This window comes from Variovorax ginsengisoli, from assembly GCF_030486595.1.
Taxonomy (GTDB): domain Bacteria; phylum Pseudomonadota; class Gammaproteobacteria; order Burkholderiales; family Burkholderiaceae_C; genus Variovorax; species Variovorax ginsengisoli_B.
In genome coordinates this window covers 337,606-356,409 of sequence record NZ_JAUJZH010000002.1, presented here as the reverse complement: position 1 = coordinate 356,409, position 18,804 = coordinate 337,606, and the positions used below count along the sequence as shown (strand labels likewise).

At 68.7% G+C, this 18,804-nt stretch carries 18 protein-coding genes; 14 read left to right on the top strand and 4 right to left on the bottom strand.

Translation table 11 applies throughout. The annotated features are described in order from the left end of the window. The first annotated feature begins 22 nt into the window (after positions 1–22). The 7 genes from QZH52_RS04230 (at position 23) to QZH52_RS04200 (ending at position 6,981) form a co-directional block, all read left to right on the top strand. Entirely contained in the window at positions 23–1,579 is a 1,557-nt protein-coding gene (locus QZH52_RS04230; protein ID WP_301804351.1) for a benzoate-CoA ligase family protein, read from the top strand. Continuing rightward, a complete protein-coding gene (locus QZH52_RS04225; protein WP_301804348.1) occupies positions 1,576–2,376 on the top strand; it encodes an alpha/beta fold hydrolase in 801 nt (266 codons plus the stop codon). The genes QZH52_RS04230 and QZH52_RS04225 overlap by 4 nt, the downstream gene beginning before the upstream one ends. Before the next feature lie 110 nt (positions 2,377–2,486). Beyond that, entirely contained in the window at positions 2,487–3,653 is a 1,167-nt protein-coding gene (locus QZH52_RS04220; protein WP_286521616.1) for an ABC transporter substrate-binding protein, read from the top strand. Between the two features lie 19 nt (positions 3,654–3,672). Further along, the gene (locus tag QZH52_RS04215; protein ID WP_286535284.1) at positions 3,673–4,545 is read left to right on the top strand and encodes a branched-chain amino acid ABC transporter permease; all 873 of its coding nucleotides are present in this window, start codon (positions 3,673–3,675) and stop codon (positions 4,543–4,545) included. 1 nt (position 4,546) lies between these two features. Next, entirely contained in the window at positions 4,547–5,518 is a 972-nt protein-coding gene (locus tag QZH52_RS04210) for a branched-chain amino acid ABC transporter permease (RefSeq protein ID WP_301804339.1), read from the top strand. Beyond that, positions 5,515–6,261: an ABC transporter ATP-binding protein gene (locus QZH52_RS04205; RefSeq protein ID WP_286535286.1), complete on the top strand. Its 747-nt coding sequence runs from the start codon at positions 5,515–5,517 to the stop codon at positions 6,259–6,261. The genes QZH52_RS04210 and QZH52_RS04205 overlap by 4 nt, the downstream gene beginning before the upstream one ends. An 18-nt stretch (positions 6,262–6,279) precedes the next feature. After that, positions 6,280–6,981: an ABC transporter ATP-binding protein gene (locus QZH52_RS04200; protein WP_286521613.1), complete on the top strand. Its 702-nt coding sequence runs from the start codon at positions 6,280–6,282 to the stop codon at positions 6,979–6,981. Between the two features lie 11 nt (positions 6,982–6,992). On the opposite strand, the gene QZH52_RS04195 is transcribed toward QZH52_RS04200, so the two are convergent. After that, the gene (locus tag QZH52_RS04195) at positions 6,993–8,291 is read right to left on the bottom strand and encodes an aminotransferase class V-fold PLP-dependent enzyme (RefSeq protein ID WP_301804336.1); all 1,299 of its coding nucleotides are present in this window, start codon (positions 8,289–8,291) and stop codon (positions 6,993–6,995) included. A 94-nt stretch (positions 8,292–8,385) separates the two neighbouring features. Between QZH52_RS04195 and QZH52_RS04190 the strand changes: the two genes are divergently transcribed. After that, the gene (locus QZH52_RS04190) at positions 8,386–9,285 is read left to right on the top strand and encodes a LysR family transcriptional regulator (RefSeq protein WP_301804624.1); all 900 of its coding nucleotides are present in this window, start codon (positions 8,386–8,388) and stop codon (positions 9,283–9,285) included. A gap of 17 nt (positions 9,286–9,302) precedes the next feature. Here the strand turns inward: QZH52_RS04190 and QZH52_RS04185 are convergent, their stop codons facing one another. Further along, positions 9,303–10,202, bottom strand: coding sequence for an amino acid ABC transporter substrate-binding protein (locus QZH52_RS04185; protein WP_286535288.1), 900 nt, complete (start codon positions 10,200–10,202; stop codon positions 9,303–9,305). Between the two features lie 207 nt (positions 10,203–10,409). After that, entirely contained in the window at positions 10,410–11,285 is an 876-nt protein-coding gene (locus QZH52_RS04180; RefSeq protein WP_301804324.1) for a class II aldolase/adducin family protein, read from the bottom strand. Here QZH52_RS04180 and QZH52_RS04175 point away from each other — a divergent pair. From QZH52_RS04175 to QZH52_RS04150, 6 genes are all read left to right on the top strand, one after another. Next, entirely contained in the window at positions 11,284–11,985 is a 702-nt protein-coding gene (locus QZH52_RS04175; RefSeq protein WP_301804322.1) for a DUF899 family protein, read from the top strand. The two genes, QZH52_RS04180 and QZH52_RS04175, sit on opposite strands and share 2 nt — an antisense overlap. A 64-nt stretch (positions 11,986–12,049) precedes the next feature. Then, positions 12,050–13,021: a LysR family transcriptional regulator gene (locus tag QZH52_RS04170; protein ID WP_301804303.1), complete on the top strand. Its 972-nt coding sequence runs from the start codon at positions 12,050–12,052 to the stop codon at positions 13,019–13,021. A gap of 131 nt (positions 13,022–13,152) precedes the next feature. Beyond that, positions 13,153–14,733: an AMP-binding protein gene (locus tag QZH52_RS04165; protein ID WP_301804300.1), complete on the top strand. Its 1,581-nt coding sequence runs from the start codon at positions 13,153–13,155 to the stop codon at positions 14,731–14,733. Positions 14,734–14,748: 15 nt separating this feature from the next. After that, positions 14,749–15,969, top strand: coding sequence for an acyl-CoA dehydrogenase family protein (locus QZH52_RS04160; RefSeq protein ID WP_301804296.1), 1,221 nt, complete (start codon positions 14,749–14,751; stop codon positions 15,967–15,969). A 32-nt stretch (positions 15,970–16,001) separates the two neighbouring features. Beyond that, complete coding sequence (locus QZH52_RS04155; RefSeq protein WP_301804293.1) at positions 16,002–16,985, top strand: Bug family tripartite tricarboxylate transporter substrate binding protein; 984 nt, start codon at positions 16,002–16,004, stop codon at positions 16,983–16,985. A 58-nt stretch (positions 16,986–17,043) separates the two neighbouring features. Beyond that, the gene (locus QZH52_RS04150) at positions 17,044–18,222 is read left to right on the top strand and encodes a DUF3095 family protein (RefSeq protein ID WP_301804290.1); all 1,179 of its coding nucleotides are present in this window, start codon (positions 17,044–17,046) and stop codon (positions 18,220–18,222) included. On the opposite strand, the gene QZH52_RS04145 is transcribed toward QZH52_RS04150, so the two are convergent. Further along, positions 18,219–18,803 (bottom strand): hypothetical protein, encoded by a 585-nt coding sequence (locus tag QZH52_RS04145; RefSeq protein WP_301804288.1) that lies wholly within the window; start codon positions 18,801–18,803, stop codon positions 18,219–18,221. The genes QZH52_RS04150 and QZH52_RS04145 overlap by 4 nt on opposite strands. Position 18,804 lies beyond the last annotated feature (1 nt).

Genomic DNA, 18,804 nt, shown 5'->3' with positions numbered 1-18,804 from the left:
AGACGATCAGAGGAGACCCACGATGACCCTGCCCGACACCTTCAACTTCGCCGAGCACCTGTTCGCGCTGAACCGCGGCCGCGCGACGAAGGCGGCCTATGTCGACGACCGCGGCGCGCTCGGCTACGGCCAGCTCGAGGACCGCGCGCGCCGGCTGGCCGCCGCCCTGCTCGCCAGCGGCGTGCGGCGCGAGGACCGCGTGCTGCTGCTGATGCTCGACGGCAGCGACTGGCCGGTCAGCTTCCTGGGCAGCCTCTATGCCGGCGTGGTGCCGGTGGCGGTCAACACGCTGCTCACGGCCGACGACTACGCCTACATGCTCGCCCACAGCGGCGCCACCGCGGCGCTGGTGTCGGGCGCGCTGCTGCCGGTGCTGCAGGAGGCGATGGCGAAGGCGCCGAACGCCGTGCGGACGCTGTTCGTGTCGCAGCCCATGGGCGCCCTGCCCGACGGCGCCCAGAACTTCGACTCGGCCATCGCGGCCAGCGAACCGCTGGCGGCGCCGGCCGCCACCACGCCGCAGGACCATGCCTTCTGGCTCTACTCCTCGGGCTCGACCGGCAAGCCCAAGGGCACGGTCCACACCCACGGCAACCCCTGGTGGACCGCGGAGCTCTATGGCAAGCCGGTGCTGGGCCTCACCGAAGACGACGTCTGCTTCTCGGCCGCCAAGATGTACTTCGCCTACGGGCTGGGCAATGCGCTGACCTTCCCGCTGTCGGTCGGTGCCACGGTGCTGCTGATGGGCGAGCGGCCGACGCCCGACGCCACCTTCAAGCGCTGGACCGGCCAGGGCGGCGTCAAGCCGACGGTCTTCTTCGGCGCCCCGACCGGCTTCGCCGGCATGCTGGCCTCGCCCCGGCTGCCGGCGCGCGAGGCAGTCGCGCTGCGGATGTGCTCGTCGGCCGGCGAAGCCCTGCCGGGCGAGATCGCCCAGCGCTTCAAGGCCCATTTCGGCTGCGAGATCGTCGACGGCATCGGCTCCACCGAGATGCTGCACATCTTTTTGTCGAACCGGCCCGGCGACATCCGCTACGGCACCACGGGCAAGCCGGTCGAGGGCTACGAGATCGAGCTGCGCGGCGAAGACGGCCAGCCGGTCGCGGACGGCGAAGTCGGCGACCTCTACATCAAGGGCCCGAGCACGGCGGTGATGTACTGGGGCAATCCTGAAAAAAGCGCCGAGACCTTCCGCGACGGCTGGACCAAGAGCGGCGACAAGTACTCGCGCGACGCCGACGGCTACTACACCTACGCGGGGCGCAGCGACGACATGCTCAAGGTCAGCGGCATCTACGTCTCGCCCTTCGAGGTCGAGGCCACGCTGATGCAGCACCCGGCGGTGCTCGAGGCTGCGGTGATCGGCAAGGAAGACGCCGACGGCCTGACCAAGACCAAGGCCTACGTGGTGCGCAAGGACGGCCAGCCGGTCGGCGAGGACGAGCTCAAGGCCTTCGTCAAGGAGCGCCTGGCGCCCTACAAGTACCCGCGCTTCATCGAGTTCGTCGACGAGCTGCCCAAGACCGCGACCGGCAAGATCCAGCGCTTCCGCCTGCGCGAACGGGAACAGCAAAAGTGATCGCCGACTCCGAATTCGCCGCCATCCGCTGGCGGGGCAAGGACCTGCGCGTCGAATACCAGCGCATCGCCCCCGAGCGCAGCGACGCGCCGCTGCTGGTCTTCCTGCACGAAGGCCTGGGCTCGATCTCGATGTGGAAGGATTTCCCCGAACGCCTGTGCACGGCCGGCGGCTTCCGCGGCCTGGTGTTCTCGCGCCCCGGCTACGGCCGCTCGACGCCGCGCGACGCCGACGAGACCTGGGACGTCGACTTCATGCACCGCCAGGCGCACGAGGTGCTGCCGGCCTTCTTCGAGGCGATCGGCCTGCAGGAAAAACCCTGGCTGTTCGGCCACAGCGACGGCGGCTCGATCGCGCTGCTGTACGCGGCGGAATTCCCCGACCGCGTGGCCGGGCTGGTGGTCATGGCGCCGCACATCCTGGTCGAGGACGTGACCGTTGCCAACATCGAGCTGGCGCGCCAGGCCTACCTGGACACCGACCTGCGGCAGAAACTCGGGCGCTACCACGACGACGTCGATTCAGCGTTCTGGGGCTGGAACCGGATCTGGCTGCACCCGCCCTTCAGGCAATGGAACATCGAAGGCGAGCTGGCCACCATCCGTTGCCCGATTCTTGCTATCCAGGGAATCGATGACGAGTACGGCACACTGCGCCAGATCCGCGGCATCGCCGAGCGCGTGCCCCAGACCCGGCTGCTGGAGATTCCCGACTGCGGGCATTCCCCGCATCGCGATCAGCCCGAAACGGCGATAGTGGCGACCGTTTCATTTGTCAAGTCGGAAAGCTCTCCCTGATCACCCGCCTCGTCCGCGCGAGCGGAACGGTGGTCCTTGGGGGAAACTCTTACTTGAGTCATGAATAGTTTAGCAGTAAAGTAATTTCATCAACCGAAGGAGTCAGTTCAATGAGCCACCGCATCGCTCGCACCACCCTCACCGCCCTGGCGCTCGCTTGTGTCGCCACGCTCGGGCACGCCCAGCAGGGCAAGCTGAAGGTGGGCTTGATGCTGCCGTTCAGCGGCACCTACGCCGCGCTGGGCGTCGCCATCGAGAACGGCTTCCGGTTGCGCCTCGAGGAGCAGGGCGGCAAGTTCGCCGGCCGCGAGATCGAATTCGTCAAGGTCGACGACGAATCGGACCCGGCCAAGGCCACCGACAACGTCAACAAGCTGATCAAGCGCGACAACGTCGACGTCATCATCGGCACGGTGCATTCGGGCGTGGCCATGGCGATGGCCAAGGCAGCCAAGGAAAGCGGCACCGTGCTGATCGTGCCGAACGCCGGCGCCGATGCGGTCACCGGCCCGATGTGCGCCCAGAACATCTTCCGCAGCTCGTTCTCGAACTGGCAGCCGGCCTACGCGATGGGCGAGGTCTCCGGCAAGCAGGGCAAGAAGAAGGCGATGACCATCACCTGGAAGTACGCGGCCGGCGACGAGTCGGTGGCCGGCTTCAAGGAAGGCTTCGAGAAGGCCGGCGGCAAGGTCGACAAGCAGCTCACGGTGCCGTTCCCGAACGTCGAGTTCCAGGCCCTGCTGACCGAGATCGCGGCGGCCAAGCCCGACGTGGTGTATGCCTTCTTCGCCGGCGGCGGCGCGGTCAAGTTCGTCAAGGACTATGCGGCGGCCGGCCTCAACAAGACCATCCCGCTGGTCGGCCCCGGCTTCCTGACCGACGGCACGCTCGAGGCGCAGGGAGAATCCGCCCAGGGCATGCAGACCACGCTGCACTATGCCGACGGCCTGAACACGCCGCGCGACACGGCCTTCCGCACCGCCTATGCCAAGAGCTTCAAGCTGCAGCCTGATGTGTACGCCGTGCAGGGCTATGACGCGGCGCAGATCCTCGGCATCGGCCTCGCGGCAGTGAAGGGCGACATCTCGAAGAAGGCCGAGTTCGCGGCCGCGGTCGAGAAGGCCAAGATCGACAGCCCGCGCGGCACGTTCACGATGAACAAGGCGCACAACCCGGTGCAGGACGTCTACCTGCGCAAGGTCGAGGGCAACGAGAACAAGCTGGTGAACATCGCCGTGAAGAATCTCGCCGACCCGGCGCGCGGCTGCAAGCTGTAATCGAGAGCGAAGACACTGCATGGACTTCGGTACCTTTCTCGTTCAGTGCCTGAACTCCGTGCAGTACGGACTGCTGCTGTTCCTGGTCGCTTCCGGCCTGACGCTGATCTTCGGCATCATGGGCGTGATCAACCTGGCGCACGGCAGCTTCTACATGCTCGGGGCCTACATGGCCTTCGCGCTGTCGCCGCTGTTCGGCGACCAGTTCATCGTGATGCTGGCGGTCGGCGTGGTGCTGGCTGCGGTGTTCGGCTACTTGCTCGAGTGGGCCTTCTTCAGCTATCTCTACCAGCGCGACCACCTGCAGCAGGTGCTCATGACCTACGGGCTGATCCTGGTGTTCGAGGAGCTGCGCTCGATCCTGGTGGGCAACGACGTCCACGGCGTCAAGGCGCCGCCCTGGCTCGAGGGCAGCTTCGCGCTCGGCGACCTCATGAGCTACCCCTGGTACCGGCTGTTCGCCTCGGCGGCCTGCGTGGTGCTGGCGATCGGGCTCTATTACGTGGTCAACCGCACGCGCCTGGGCATGATGATCCGTGCCGGCGCCAGCAACCGCGACATGGTGCGCGGGCTGGGCATCGACATCCGGCGGCTCTACCGCATCGTGTTCGCGGCCGGCGTCGCGCTCGCCGCGCTGGCCGGCATGATCGCCGCGCCGATGTCCTCGGTCTACCCGGGCATGGGCGCCAGCGTGCTGATCATCTGTTTCGTGGTGGTGGTGATCGGCGGCATCGGCTCGATCACCGGCGCACTCGTGGCTTCCCTGCTGGTCGGCTTCGTCGACACCTTCGGCAAGGTCTTCTTCGCCGAGCTGAGCGGCATGGGCGTGTACGTGCTGATGGCGATCGTGCTGATATGGCGCCCAGAAGGCCTGATGGGACGCAAGGTCTGACATGCAACGCCTCTCCCATTCCATCCCCCTGCTTTGCGCCATCGTCCTGGCCGTGTTCGGCCCGATGCTGAGCCCCTACCTGTCCGACCTGGTGGTCAAGGTGATGATCCTGTCGATCTTCGCGCTGAGCCTCGAGCTGCTGGTCGGCATGACCGGCCTCGTGAGCCTGGGCCACGCGGCCTTCTACGGCATCGGCGCCTACGCGACCGTGCTCGGCTCTGGCAAGGACGGCGGCTCGATCGCACTGCTGCTGCCGCTGGCCATGGGCTCGGCCGCGGCCTATGCGCTGGCGGTCGGGGCGCTGAGCCTGCGCACCCGCGGCGTCTACTTCATCATGGTCACGCTGGCGTTCGCGCAGATGGCCTTCTTCGTCTTCCACGACACCGCGCTCGGCGGCGGCAGCGACGGCATCTACATGTACATCCGCCCGACCCTCGGCGCCCTCGACATGGAGAACCGCTACACGCAGTTCTATGTGGTGCTGGCGGCGCTGGTGCTGACCTACGGCCTGCTGGCGCTGATCCGGCGCTCGCGCTTCGGCGCCGCGCTGGCCGGCATCCGGGTCAACGAGCAGCGCATGCGCGCGGCCGGCTTCGCGGTCTACGGCTACAAGCTCGCCGCCTTTGTGATCGCCGGCGCGCTGGCCGGGCTGGCGGGCTTCCTGCTGGCTTCGCGCGACGGCGTCGTCAATCCCGAGCTGCTGGCCTGGCACAACTCCGGCGAGGTGCTGCTGATGATCATCCTGGGCGGCCTCGGCCACCTGCGCGGCGCGGTGATCGGCGCGGTCGCCTTCACCCTGCTGAAGGAACTGCTCTCCACCCACGCGCTGGTCGGGCCGCTGGCCGACCACTGGCAGCTCACGCTGGGACTGGCGATCATCGCCTTCGTGGCGCTGCTGCCCAAGGGGATCATCGGCATCGCGGCCCGCATCTCGCCCGCTGCGGCCAAACCGGCCAAGGGAGCTGCCGCATGACCACCCTGCTTGCGGTCGAATCGCTCACCCGCCGCTTCGGCGGACTGGTCGCGGTCAATGCGGTGAACCTGGACCTGCGGCGCGGCGAGGTGCACGCGGTGATCGGCACCAACGGCGCCGGCAAGTCGACCTTGATCAACATGCTGTCGGGCGAGATCGATGCGTCGGACGGCCGCATCTCGCTCGACGGCGAGGACATCACGACCCGGGCGCAGTTCCGCCGCGCGCTGGCCGGCGTCGGCCGCAGCTACCAGCGGACCACGATCTTTCCCGAGTTCACGGTGCTGGAGAACTGCCGGCTCGCGGCGCAGGCCGCGAACCCGCGGCCGTGGGCCATCTGGCAATCGTCCAGCCATTGCGCCGAGAGCAATGCGTCGGCCCGCGAGGCGCTGGCCGCGGCCGGCCTCGACGGCGTGGCCGAGCGCATCGCCGGCACGCTGAGCCATGGCGCCAAGCGCCAGCTCGAGGTCGCGATGTGCCTGGCGACCCGGCCGCGCGTGCTGCTGCTCGACGAGCCGCTGGCCGGCATGGGCGCCGAGGAAACCGAGCGCATGCTGGCGCTGCTCACGCGCCTCAAGGACTCGCACGCGATCCTGCTGGTGGAGCACGACATGGACGCGGTGTTCCGCATCGCCGACCGCATCACGGTGATGGTCAACGGCACGGTGATCGCGACCGGCGACCCGGATTCGATCCGGACCAATCCCGAAGTGCGGACAGCCTACCTCGGCGAGGACCATTGAATGAACCGCCCCGCTGACATGCTCCAGATCGAAGCACTCAACACCTACTACGGCGACAGCCACATCCTGCGCGGCGTCGACGTCGCGATGCCGGCTGCCACCTCGGTCGGCCTGCTCGGGCGCAACGGCATGGGCAAGACCACGCTGATCCGCTCGCTGATGGGCTACGTGCGGCCGGCCTCGGGGCGCGTGCGGCTCGACGACCAGGACGTGACCGGCTGGACGCCCGAGAAGATGGCGCGGCGCGGCATCGGCTACGTGCCCGAAGGGCGCGGCATCTTCCCCAACCTGTCGGTGCGCGAGAACCTCGTCATGAGCGCGCGCCCCGGCATCGATGGCAAGCGCGAGTGGACCTTCGAGCGCGTGATGGCGACCTTTCCGCGGCTCACCGAACGGCTCTCGCACGGCGGCCAGCAGCTGTCGGGCGGCGAGCAGCAGATGCTGTCGATCGGCCGCGCGCTGATGACCAACCCGCGGCTGATGATCCTTGACGAGGCCACCGAAGGCCTGGCGCCGCTGATCGTGGCCGAGATCTGGCGCGTGATCGCCGGCATCCGCTCGACCGGCATCGCGACCCTGATCGTCGACCGCGACTGGCGCCGCGTGCTCGGCCACACCGACCTCGCGGTGGTGATGGAAAAAGGCCGCATCGTGCGGCATGGCGCCTCGGCCGAGCTGCTGGCCGAGCCGGCCGTGCTGGAAGAGCTGCTGGGGGTCTGAGCGGTCCGCCGCTAGCGGGCCGGCGCAGCCGCGAAGGCCTCGCCGATCTCGCGCGTGACCCGCAGGAAGCGGTCGATGTCGGCCGCCGAATTGCAATGCAGCGGCGACACCCGCACCGCACCCTCGAGGCCGAACGAATCCAGCATGCGCTTCGAGTACAGGCTCGACGCCACCCGCTCGTAGACGATGACGCCGCGCTTCTCGTACTCGCGCACCGCCTGGGCGTGCTCGAGATTGTCAATGCCGATCGCAAGGATCAGGTCGCGTTTCGTCAGGTCTTCGAAGTCGAGGAAGACCTGGACGCCGTCCATCGCGCGCAGGCCCGGCGTCTGTGCCGTGCCGTCGAGCAGGCGCGCCAGCAAGGCGCGTTCGTGCAGCTCGATCTTCTCGATGCCGGAGGCAAACCGGGCTCGCCGGTCGTCGCTGTCGACGAACTGGCCGCCCAGCCAGCACACATAGTCGACGATCGCGGTCACGACCGCGAACTGCCACGGCGCGGCGCTGCCCAGGTCCCAGAAATCCTTCTTCTTGCCCGCGAGCTTGTGGTGCGGCAGCACGGCGGCGCGCTCCGACACCCACGACATGCCGGAGCCCCGGCAGCCGAAGAACTTGTAGGGCGCGATGTTGATGCCGTCCACCGGCGTCTGCTGCAGGTCGATCAGCCCGTGCGGCGCGTGCTGCACGGCGTCCACGACGATATAGAGATCGGGCTTGATCGCCCGCGCGCGCTTCACGATCTCGCTCACATCGAGCTTGGCGCCGGAGATGTTGGACGCGTAGATCACGCTCAGCAAGCACGTGTCCTGGTCAACCAGTCGGACGATGGCGTCGACGTCCACGCCGCCCGTCACGGGGTTCGAAGGCGCGACGCGCAGTTGCTTGCCGGTGCGCCCGGCATAGAGCGACATGGCGTCGAAGGAGGACGGATGCTCGAGCGCCGTGGTGACCATGTTCTTGCCGGGCACGTTCTCGGCGATGGCGCGAACCATGTCGAACATCGCGCCCGACGCGGTCAGCGACGCGTACACGCTGCCGCCCCTTGCGTTGAGGATCGTGCGGAGGTCGTCGCTGCCCCTGGCCTGAACCTGCTGCAAAAAGATTGCAAGCTCGTGGATGCGCTCGGGGCAGTCGGGCAGCGCGTCGATCAGGGCGAACTGTTCGACCGCCGCCTTGAGGCGGAAGGAGCCGCCAGCGTTGTCGAAGAAGAGGCGCTCGCGGCCCGACATGTCGTGGTCGACGTAGTGGAACCGGCTCTTGATCTGCGCGATCAATGCGTCGGAGAAGAGCTCGCCTTGCGAGTGAGCGGTCATGGCTGGTTTTCCTTCATTTCTGGAAGCGATGTGATTCGCTACGATTCGGCGAGTAAAAGCGATCGATCACCACGCCAGGAGCCAGCCTTTCATGATGACCTTCAAGCAGCTCGAGGCGCTCTACTGGATTGGCGAACTCGGCAGCTTCGCGCTCGCGGCCAACAAGCTGCATACCTCGCAGTCGGCCATCTCCAAGCGCGTGCACGAACTCGAGACGGCTTTCGACACCGCGCTCTTCGACCGCAGCCAGCGCTCGGCGCGGCTGACGGACAAGGGCGAGGAGATGTTCGTGCTGGCCAGGCAGCTGCTGGCGCAGCGCGATGCCGCGGTCGAGCAGTTCGGCCGCATCGACGTGATCGAGCGGCGCGTGCGCATCGGTGTCACCGAGCTCACCGCCATGACCTGGTTGCCGCGCTGGGTCGAGCTGATCCAGGTGCACTATCCCAAGGTCACGCTCGAGCCCGATGTCGACAGCAGCGTCAACCTGCGCGAGAAGGTGCTGGCCGACGAGCTCGACCTGATCATCGTGCCCGACGCCTTTTCCGACACCCGCATCCCAGCCAAGGCAGTGGGCAGCGTCGAGAGCGCCTGGATGTGCAAGCCGGGCGTCGTGCCGGCCGGCAAGCCGATCCGGCTGCACGAACTCGCGGGCCACCAGATGCTGCTGCAGGGCTCGCGCTCGGGCACCGGGCTGCTCTACGACAGCTGGATGAAGGACCTCGGCGTGCAGCCGGCCAGGCCGATCGTGATCCACAACCTGGTCGCGCTGATCGGCCTGACCATCTCGGGCCTGGGCGTGAGCTACCTGCCGAAGGATGCGGTCGCGCAAATGCTCGACGACGGCCTGCTGGTGCAGCTCGACGTGCTGCCCGCCCTGCCCCCGGTGGCCTACGTCGCGATGTACAAGGGCGAGCATCGGAGTTCGCTCCTGGCCTCCATCATCATGCTGGCGCAGGAGTGCTGCGACTTCACGCGGATGTTCCAGGCGAGCTAGCGTGAACATGCCCTGGCTCAGACACCCTTGTTGTTCGGATGCCGGTAGGCGTCCTTGACGGCATCCGTCATCGGGAAGTTGAGGTTTGCATTGGCCGGCGGGATCGGCTTCATGAACCACTTCGTGTAGATCTCGTCGATGGCACCGGACTTCATCAGCTCGGTCACGGTGCGGTCGACGATCTCCTTGAATTGCGGGTCGTCCTTGCGGTACATGATCCCGTAGGGTTCCTGGCGCAGCGACTCCTGCGTCAGGATCCTGAAGTCGCCGGGGTTGGGGGACGTGGCGATCAGGCCCGCCAGCTGCACGTCGTCCAGGATGTAGGCCGCGGTGCGGTCGGAAGCCAGCAGCAGGAAGCCGTCCGCCGTGTCCTTGGCCGCCAGTTCCTCGACCTCGATGTTGCCGCTCTTGCGGTAGCCGCGCAGCAATTGCACGCCGGTGCTGCCGGCGACGGTCGAGATCTTCTTGCCGTTGAGGTCGGCGAACGAGTGGATCGCCGAGTTCTTCTTCACTGCCGCGGTGATGCTGGTGACGAAATGACTCGGCGCGAAGTCCACCTGCTGCTGGCGCTGGACCGTGTTGGTCGTGGTCGCGCAGTCGAGGTCGACGGTGCCGTTGGTCAGCAGCGGGATCCGGTTGGTCGAGGTCAGCGTCGTGTAGCGCACCTCGAGTTTCGGCATGCCGAGCCTGGCCTTGACCGCATCGACGATCTTCAGGCACACGTCGTTGGTGAAGCCGACCGGGTCGGCGCTGCCGCCCGGCTTGTACGAAAAGGGGATCTGGCTGTCGCGGCTGCCGATGGTGATGGCGCCACTGGCCTTGATCTTGGCCAGCGTGTCGGACTGGGCGAAGGCGGTGCCGCCGGCGCACAGGAGCAGGGCGGCAAGGCCGAGCGACGAAGAACGGAGGAATCTCATTTCAAGGCCTTTCAGAGGTGGGCTCGCGGCGGGGGGCCGTCGAGACGACGGCGAAGCCCGCATCACGCTTCGAAAGCCGATTCTGAAAGGAAGTCAGCGCGTCAAAAAGCGATTTAATTTCACGATGTTGCAGTCGAAAAAGTGATTTGTCAGGCCAAGCTAGAACTCGCACGATGTCCTCGGCCAGACCCTCGGCGACCCCGGCCGTCAATCCACGAGATCGGGATCGCTGCGGATGATCTCGTCCCAGAGCGTCTGGAACGACAGCCAGCCGAAGGTCGGCGACCCGAGCACCGACGCCAGCCAGCGGGCGTCCTCGGGCGCCCACTGCGTCGGCGTGCCCGCGGCCTCGGCCAGCAGCTGCGCTTCGCAGCATCGGTTCATGAGCACGAACCACCAGGCGGCTTCGTCGATGGTCTGGCCGGTCGTGAAGATGCCGTGGCCGCCATGGATGGCCATGCGGTGCTGGCCGAATCCGTCGGCGAAGCGGCGCGCCGTCTCGGCGTCCCGCACGACGCGCGGCGCCAGGATGAGCGCCTGGCTCTCGAAGAAGATGCAGGCGTCCTGGGTGATGGGGTCCAGCCGGCGCTCGAAGGACGACCAGGTCGACGCATGCAGCGCATGGGCGTGGCAGACCGCGTTGACCTCGGGGCGCGCCCGGTGCACCGCGGTGTGGAGCAGCAGGCCGACCGGGTTGACCATGCCGCTGCCGCGCACCACCTGGCCTTGCGGATCGACCTGGACCAGGTGCGAGACCTTGATCTGGTGCATCGCGATCCCCACCGGGTTGACCCAGAAATGGTCGGGCAGCTCGGGGTCGCGCAGGGTGACGTGGCCCAGCAGCCCGTCGGAGAAGCCGCGCCGGCCGAAGATGCGGCAAGTGGCCGCGAGGCGCTGCAGCGAATGCTCGCGCTCGGCCTCCTTGGATTCGAAACGCGGCGGGGCGCGGGTCGCGAAGTTCTGTACGCCGATCTGCACGGTGGCGCTCCTTGAATTGGGCCGAGGCGAGGACGTTACTCCGAAGCCAGCGCCGGGCCAAGCGATGCACAATTCGCTGCGCGCACCACCGAGGAGCCCTGCCATGACAGTCCCACCGACCCCGGCCGCAGAACTCGCAAAGCTGGCGAAGACGCCCTTCCCCGGCGCATCGACCGACTACGAGACGGCCCGCCAGGCGCTGCTGGCGCAAGAGATCGAGTTCCGCCGCCACATGACGCGACTGACCGAGCAGCGCCGCGCGCTGCCGCCCGGGCCGGTGATCGAGAAGGACTACCGCTTCAAGGACGAGCAGGCCTTCGAGGTCGGACTGATCGACCTGTTCGGCGACAAGGACACGCTGGTCACCTATTTCTGGATGTACGGGCCCCAGCGCGAACGGCCGTGTCCGATGTGCACCAACTGGCTCGGCGCGGTGAACGGCAATGCGGCCGACATCAAGCAGCGGGTGGCGCTCAAGATCCTGGGGCGCTCCTCGGTCGAACGGCAGTTCGCCTTCGCGCAGGAGCGCGGCTGGCGCGACCTGAACTTCGTCCAGACCGTCGGCGACGACTACGCCAGGGACCTCGGAGTGCTGTTGCCGGACGGCAGCGAATATCCGGCGTTGATCGTGTTCCGGCGCGATGGCGACCGGGTGCGGCTGTTCTGGGCCAGCGAGATGACGCGCGAGATGGCCGACCCCGGCCAGGATCCGCGCGACGCGCCCGACATCGCCTCGCTCTGGTCGGTGCTGGACCTGACCCCGGGCGGCCGCGGCACCGACTGGTATCCGAAGCTCAACTACTGACTCGGTTCAACGCTCGCTCGCAGCACGAAGGGTCGCGGGTGAATGCCGCCGCAAAATGGCGCCCATGGACCTCCGCACGCTGCGCTACTTCATCGCCGTCCTCGAAGCCGGCAGCCTCTCGCGCGCGGCCGGTTCGCTCTACATCGCCCAGCCTGCGCTCACGGCGCAGATCAAGAAGCTCGAAGGCGAACTCGGCGCCCAGCTGTTCGAGCGTTCGCACGTCGGCGTGACGCCGACGCCGGCCGGCCTCCAGCTCTACCAGGATGCGCGCCGGCTGCTCTCCGATGCCGACGCGATGCGCGACCGCATCCAGCGCGTGCCCGAGGGCCCCGAAGGCTCGGTCACGGTGGCCGCGCCCTTCCTGCTGGCGGCGCTGCTGCTCGGCCCGGTGCTCGCCGCACTGAGGCTGTCGCATCCGCGGATCCGCGTCTTCGTGCTCGACGACCTCAGCCTCATGGTGAAGAAGGCCATGGTCGAGCGGCGGGCCGACGTCGGCATCCTGGTCGACGCACCGCTGGTCGACGGGCTGCGCTGCGAGCCGCTGGCCTGCGAGTCGATCTTCCTGTGCGGGCGCGATGCCGACGGCACGCTGGCGCCACGGCTGCGGCCGCCGCGCGGACGCAAGGCCGCAAGGCCCGAGATCGACTTCGAGCTGGCGGCCCGGCTGCCGCTGGTGCTGCAGTCCAGGCGCTTCTCGATCCGCCAGCGCGTCGAGGATGCCGCCGCGACGCTCGGCGTCGCCCTGAACGTGGTGCACGAGCAGGACTCGGCCCGCGTGATCCGCTCGCTCTATGTCTGCGGCGCCGGCTTCACGTTCACGCCCGCCTGCACCCTGGGCGACACGGCGCCCGGAACGCGGGACTGGATCGTCGCCCGGGTGGTGCGCCCGGAGCTGCAGCGCAGCTATTTCCTGGCCACGCCATCGGACCGCACGATCGAGCCGGCGACGCGCGTCGTCATGGATGCGCTGTCCGAGCAGACCGCCCGGCTGATCCGCGACAAGGTCTGGGACGCCCGGCTGCTGTCCCCTTCCTGAGCCCTGCGCGGCCCGGTCATCACTTCGATTGATGGCCCGGCATCAGCAAACGGTATTTCCTTGCGCGGCACCGATTCTGGAACAGTCGGGCCCCGTGCCATGCAGCACATGGCGAAGACAAGGAGACACCGTTGAACACCAGCCAGAACCCACCCCGCGCCGTCGCCAATGTCGGCGAACTCGTCGCGCGCTGTTCGCGCGCCTACGGCCGGCAGACCGCCGTCAGGAGCCCGGCACGCAGCCTGACCTACGCTGAACTGGAGCAGCGCTCCAACCGCCTCGCGAACGCGCTGCTCGGCGCCGGGCTGAAGCGCGGCGACCGCGTCGGCATCTACCTGCCGAACTGCGTCGAGATCGTCGAGATCGAGCTGGCCTGCTACAAGGCGGCGCTGGTCAAGGCACCCTTCAATGCCCGGCTGTCGCCGAAGGAGGTCGGCGACATCGTCGCCAACAGCGAGGCGGCACTGGTCGTGACCACCGCCGAACGCGCCGAGTCGTTCCGGCCGCACCTCGGCGCCAGCGCCCCGCGCCTGCTGCTCGTCGACGGCCCGGCGGAGGGGCCGGATGCCTACGAACGGCTGCTGGGCCGCGCCAGCGACAGCTTCACGCCGGCCGTCGTCGATGCCGACGAGGTGGCGGTGCTGCACTACACCTCGGGCTCCTCGGGCGTGCTCAAGGCCGCGATGCAGACCTTCGGCAACCGGCTGGCGCAGCTGCGCAAGTTCCTCACGCGTTCGGAAGGCATGCATGCCGGACACCTGCTCGGCCTGGTCGGACCGATCACGCATGCCTCGGGCATGCAGATCGTGCCGGCGCTGTGCAGCGGCGCCACCATCCGGCTGTTCTCGAACTTCGAGCCCGGCCGCTTCCTGGCCGACATGAAGGCCGACCGCGTGACCCACACCTTCATGGTGCCGACCATGATCAACATGCTGCTGGCCGAGCTCGGCGGACGCTACCGTCCGCTGCCCGACCTGCTGCGGCTGGGCTATGGCGCAGCGCCGATGGCGCCGGCGCGGATCCTGCGCGCCATGGACGTCTTCGGCCCGGTCCTGTCGCAAGGCTACGGCGCCGGCGAGACCACCTCCGGTGTCTGCGGCCTCAGCGTCGAAGACCACCTGTTCGCCCGGGCCGCCATGCCCGAACGGCTGGCATCCTGCGGCCGCCCCTTCCTGGAATCGAAGGTCGAGATCGTCGACGACGCGGGCCGGCCGGTCGGCAGCGGCGAGATCGGCGAGATCGTGGTCAGCGGCGCCGACGTCTTCGCCGGCTACTGGCGTGCGCCCGCGCTGACGGCCGAGGTGCTGAAGGACGGCCGCTACCACACCGGCGACCTGGCGCGCATGGACGCCGACGGCTACGTCTACATCGTCGACCGCAAGAAGGACATGGTGATCAGCGGCGGCTTCAACGTCTATCCGTCGGAGGTCGAGGCGGTGCTCTACCAGCACGAGGCGGTGGAGGACGCCTGCGTCTTCGCGATCCCCGACGACAAATGGGGCGAGGCGGTGGCGGCGCAGGTCGTGCTCAAGCCCGACTGCGCGGCCGACGCGCAGGCGCTCGAGAGTTTCTGCGCCCAGCGCCTGGGCGGTTTCAAGCGGCCGCGCCATATCGAGTTCGTGCGCGCCCTGCCGAAGAACCCGAACGGCAAGGTGGCGCGCAAGCAGATCCAGGCCCCCTACTGGGCCGGTCACAGCCGCATGGTCAACTGACAGGAGCACCCAACCATGACCACCTCTCCCCCCGCCGTGCCGCTGCGTCCGGCGCCGCTCTTCGCCACCGCCTTCGAGGGCTCGGCGCGCGCCGCCGAATTGATCGGGCGCATCGGCGACTTCCTGCACGGCGAGCTCGATGCGCTGGCGCGCACGCAGGGCATCGACCACGAGCACGGCGCCGACCGCCAGACGCTGCAGCGCATCTGGCGCCGCTCCCACGAACTGGGCTTCTACGGCATGTCGCTGCCGGTGTCGATGGGCGGCCTCGGCCTCTCGGTGCTCGACCACGTGCTGATCAAGGAAGCGATCTACGCCAGCGGCTCGCCGCTGGCGCCCCATGTCTTCGGCGAGCTCAGCGGCCCGCCGCGGGTCGGTGCCCTGGCCCGCAAGGCCACGCCCTACCAGCTGGAGCGCTTCATCGTGCCGGTGGCGCAGGCCGAGAAGGCGATCTGCTTCGCGCTCACCGAAGCCGAGGCCGGCTCCGACGCGGGCGCCGTGCAGACCCGCGCGGTGCGCGACGGCGACGACTACGTGATCGACGGCCGCAAGCGATTCATCTCGGGCTCGCCCTTCGCCGACTTCGCGGTGCTGATGGCCTCGACCTCGGACGATCCGCAGCGGCGCGAGGTATCGGCTTTCTTCGTCGACCTGGCGCAGCCCGGCGTGCGCGTGGAGTCCGGCTACAAGACGATGGCCGGCCAGTCGCACACCGGCGACATCGTGCTCGCGCACTGCCGCGTGCCGGCCGTCAACATGATCGGCGAGCCCGGCCGCGGCCTGGCGCTGGCGCTGGGCCGGATCACGGTCAACCGGCTGCTGCACTGTCCGGCCATGGTCGGGCTGGCCACGGTCGCCCTGCGCGACGCCCGCGACTATGCCTGCCGGCGGCGCCAGTTCGGCCGTGCGATCGGCGAGTTCCAGGCCATCCAGCACATGCTGGCCGACATGGCGACCGACCTGGTCGCGGCGCGCTCGCTGATGATCGCCACCGCGCGCCAGATCGATGCCGGCGGCGAGGCGCGCGCCGAGGCCTCGATGGCCAAGCTGTTCTGTTCCGAGGCCGCCTTCCGCATCGCCGACAGGGCGGTCCAGATCCATGGCGGCGAAGGCATCGTGCAGGGGCGGCGGGTCGAGTTCCTGTTCCGCATGCTGCGCATGTACCGGGTGCTCACCGGCACCAGCGAGATCCAGCGCAACACGATCGCGCGCGAGCTGATCGGCGAGCCGGGCTGAACGCCTTCCCACCCACAAAAAAGGAGACAGAGATGAACCCCCTGCAACGACGCAGGCTGCTCGGCTGCGCGGCGGCCGCGGCCCTGCTGCCCGCCGCCTGGCCCGCCTTCGCGGCCGAGCCCTGGCCCTCGCGACCGATCAAGTGGGTGCTTCCCTACCTGGCCGGCACCGGCCCCGACATCACGGCACGGATCCTGGCCGAAGCCGTGTCGCCGCTGCTCGGACAGCCGGTGGTGATCGAGAACCGGGCCGGCGCCGGCGGCAACATCGGCGCCCGGCTGGTGGCCAAGTCGCCGCCCGACGGCTACACCTGGATCTATTCGGCCGCCCCGATGGCCGCCAACATGCGCATGTACAAGGTGCCCGGCTACGACGCGCTGAAGGACTTCCGGCACGTGATGCGGCTGACCACTTCCGACATCGTGCTGATCGTGAACCCGGACTCGGGCATCCGGTCGCTGGACGATCTGGTTGCGCGGGCCCGGGCCAACCCCGGCAAGCTGAACTATGCCTCGGGGGGCGTCGGCACGCCCTCGCACCTCGGCGTCGAACTGCTGCTGAACGCGGTCGACGCCCAGGCCACGCACGTGCCGTACAAGGGTGCGTCGGAGCTGGTCAACGCGGTGCTCGGCAACCAGGTGAGCTTCGGCACGCCGATCTTCTCGGTCGCCTTCACGCAGATCCAGGCCGGCAAGCTGAAGGCGCTGGCGGTGGCGGGCAGCGCGCGCAATCCGCTGCTGCCCGAGGTGCCCACGCTCGCGGAGCTGGGCGTGCGCGGCGTCGACCTGACCTCCTGGGGCGGCGTCTCGGTGCCGGCCGGCACGCCTGACGCCATCGTCGCGCGGATCCGTTCGGCCTTCGAGAGCGCGCTGAAGCAGCCGGCCGTGGCGGCCGCGCTGGTCGAACGCGGCGGTCAGGTCAGCCCACAGGGCCCGGAGGCCTATGCGCGCGGCTTCTCGCAGGAGATCGCGCTGACCGAGGCGATGATGAAGCGCGCAGGGCTTGAGCCGCAGTGAGCGCGATGGCGCCGGTTGCGATGGCTACACTGGGCAGCCCGACTCCGACCCGGTTCCCATGCCCCCCGACGCAGCCGAACCATCGCCCCCTGCAGCCGGCTTCTTCGCGGAGCTGCCGCTGCTCGCCAACGAACGCGACACCTTCGAGCCGGACGGCTGGCGGCCGGCACCGGGCGACTGGGCGCTCGCGGTGACCGACATCGTCGACTCGACGGGTGCGATCGCCAGAGGGCTCCACAAGACGGTCAATTTCGTGGCGGCCATGGGCATCGCGGGCCTGCGCAATCTTTGCGCACCCGTCCGCATCCCCTTCCTGTTCGGCGGCGACGGGGCGGTCGTGCTGGTGCCGCCGGCATGCATCGAGCGGGCCCGCATCGAGCTCGCGCGGGCCCGCGGGCAGGCGGCGCGCGATTTCGGCCTCACGCTGCGCGCGGGCCTGGTGCCGGTCGACACCCTGCGCCGCTTCGACTGCGACGTGCTGGTGGGTCGGTTCGAGCCGACGCCGGGCAACAGCTTCGGTGTCTTTCTCGGCGGCGGGGTCGGCGTTCTCGAGGCCGCGGTCAGAGGGCACGGCAATTCCGAGTTGGGCCGCCTCGCCGCCATCCCCGAATCGCTGGACGACGGCGAACCTGTGAACCTGGAGGGCTTGTCGTGCCGGTGGGACACGCTGCACTCGACCCGCGGCACGATGCTGACCATGATCGTGCGCGGCCGGGCCGGCCTGCGCGAGGTCTATGCCGACATCCTCCAACTCGCCGGCCCGGACGACCAGGCGCGCCCGGTCAGCCTGAACACCTTGCGGGCGCGCTGGCCGCCGAAGGGCTTCATGCTCGAGGCGCGCGCGCGGCGACGCAAAGGGTCGCTGCTGGCCTGGACCGCGCGGGTGCTGGCAGAGACCTTGCTGGCGCGGATCGTCCTGGCGCGCGGCAAGCCCATCGGCGGCTTCGATCCCGAGCGCTATCGGCGCGAGATCGTCACCAACACCGACTTCTGCAGGCACGACGAAACGCTGTGCTTCGTCATCGACTGTCCCGTGACGGCGGTCGAGCCGATCATGAAGTACATGGCCGAGAAAGCACTGTCGGACGGCATCCGCTATGGCATCCATCTGTCGGACACCGCGCTCATGACCTGCCTGGTAACCTCGCCGGCCGACAGCCTTCACGTGCACTTCGTCGACGGCGGCGGCGGCGGCTATACGAGCGCGTCCAGGAGCCTCAAGGGCGTGCAGCCCTAGCGCGCCGCGCCCAGCGCCAGCGGGATCTCGGTGCGGTCGTCGCCATAGCTGATCTCGAGCTTGCCGTCAGGGCTCCCACGCGGAATCACGAAATTCACGCGGCCCTCCTTGGCCGACCGCGCGGGCACCAGTTCGTTCAGGCCGCCATCGGGCGCCATGGGCACGCCGCCGACGCTCCATCGGAACGAGCGGTCCCAGAAGTTCGTGTCGTAGTTGCCGTGGTTCGTGAGGCGCAGCCGGATGGTCAGCGCCTCCTGCTCGGCGGTCTGGGGCGACAGCTCGGCCTGCAGCAGCGTGAAGGTCACGTTGCCCGAGCCCGGGCCGAGCGTGTAGTCGCGCAGGGCGGGGAGCTCGACGGCGCGGGCGGCCGCGCCGGAGGTTGGCGGCGCGCTGGGCACAGGCGGGGCTGCTGGCACCTGCGCCGACGACTGCGTGGCGGCTGGCGGGCTCGGGGGCCCGATCCAGCCCGCCTGCCTGACCGCGACGATCAGCCCGGCCACTGCGGTCACGGCCGCGGTCAGGCTCGTGATGACACCGGGCAGGGTCTGCCACCAGCGCCTGGGCTTCTCTTCGTCGCTCATG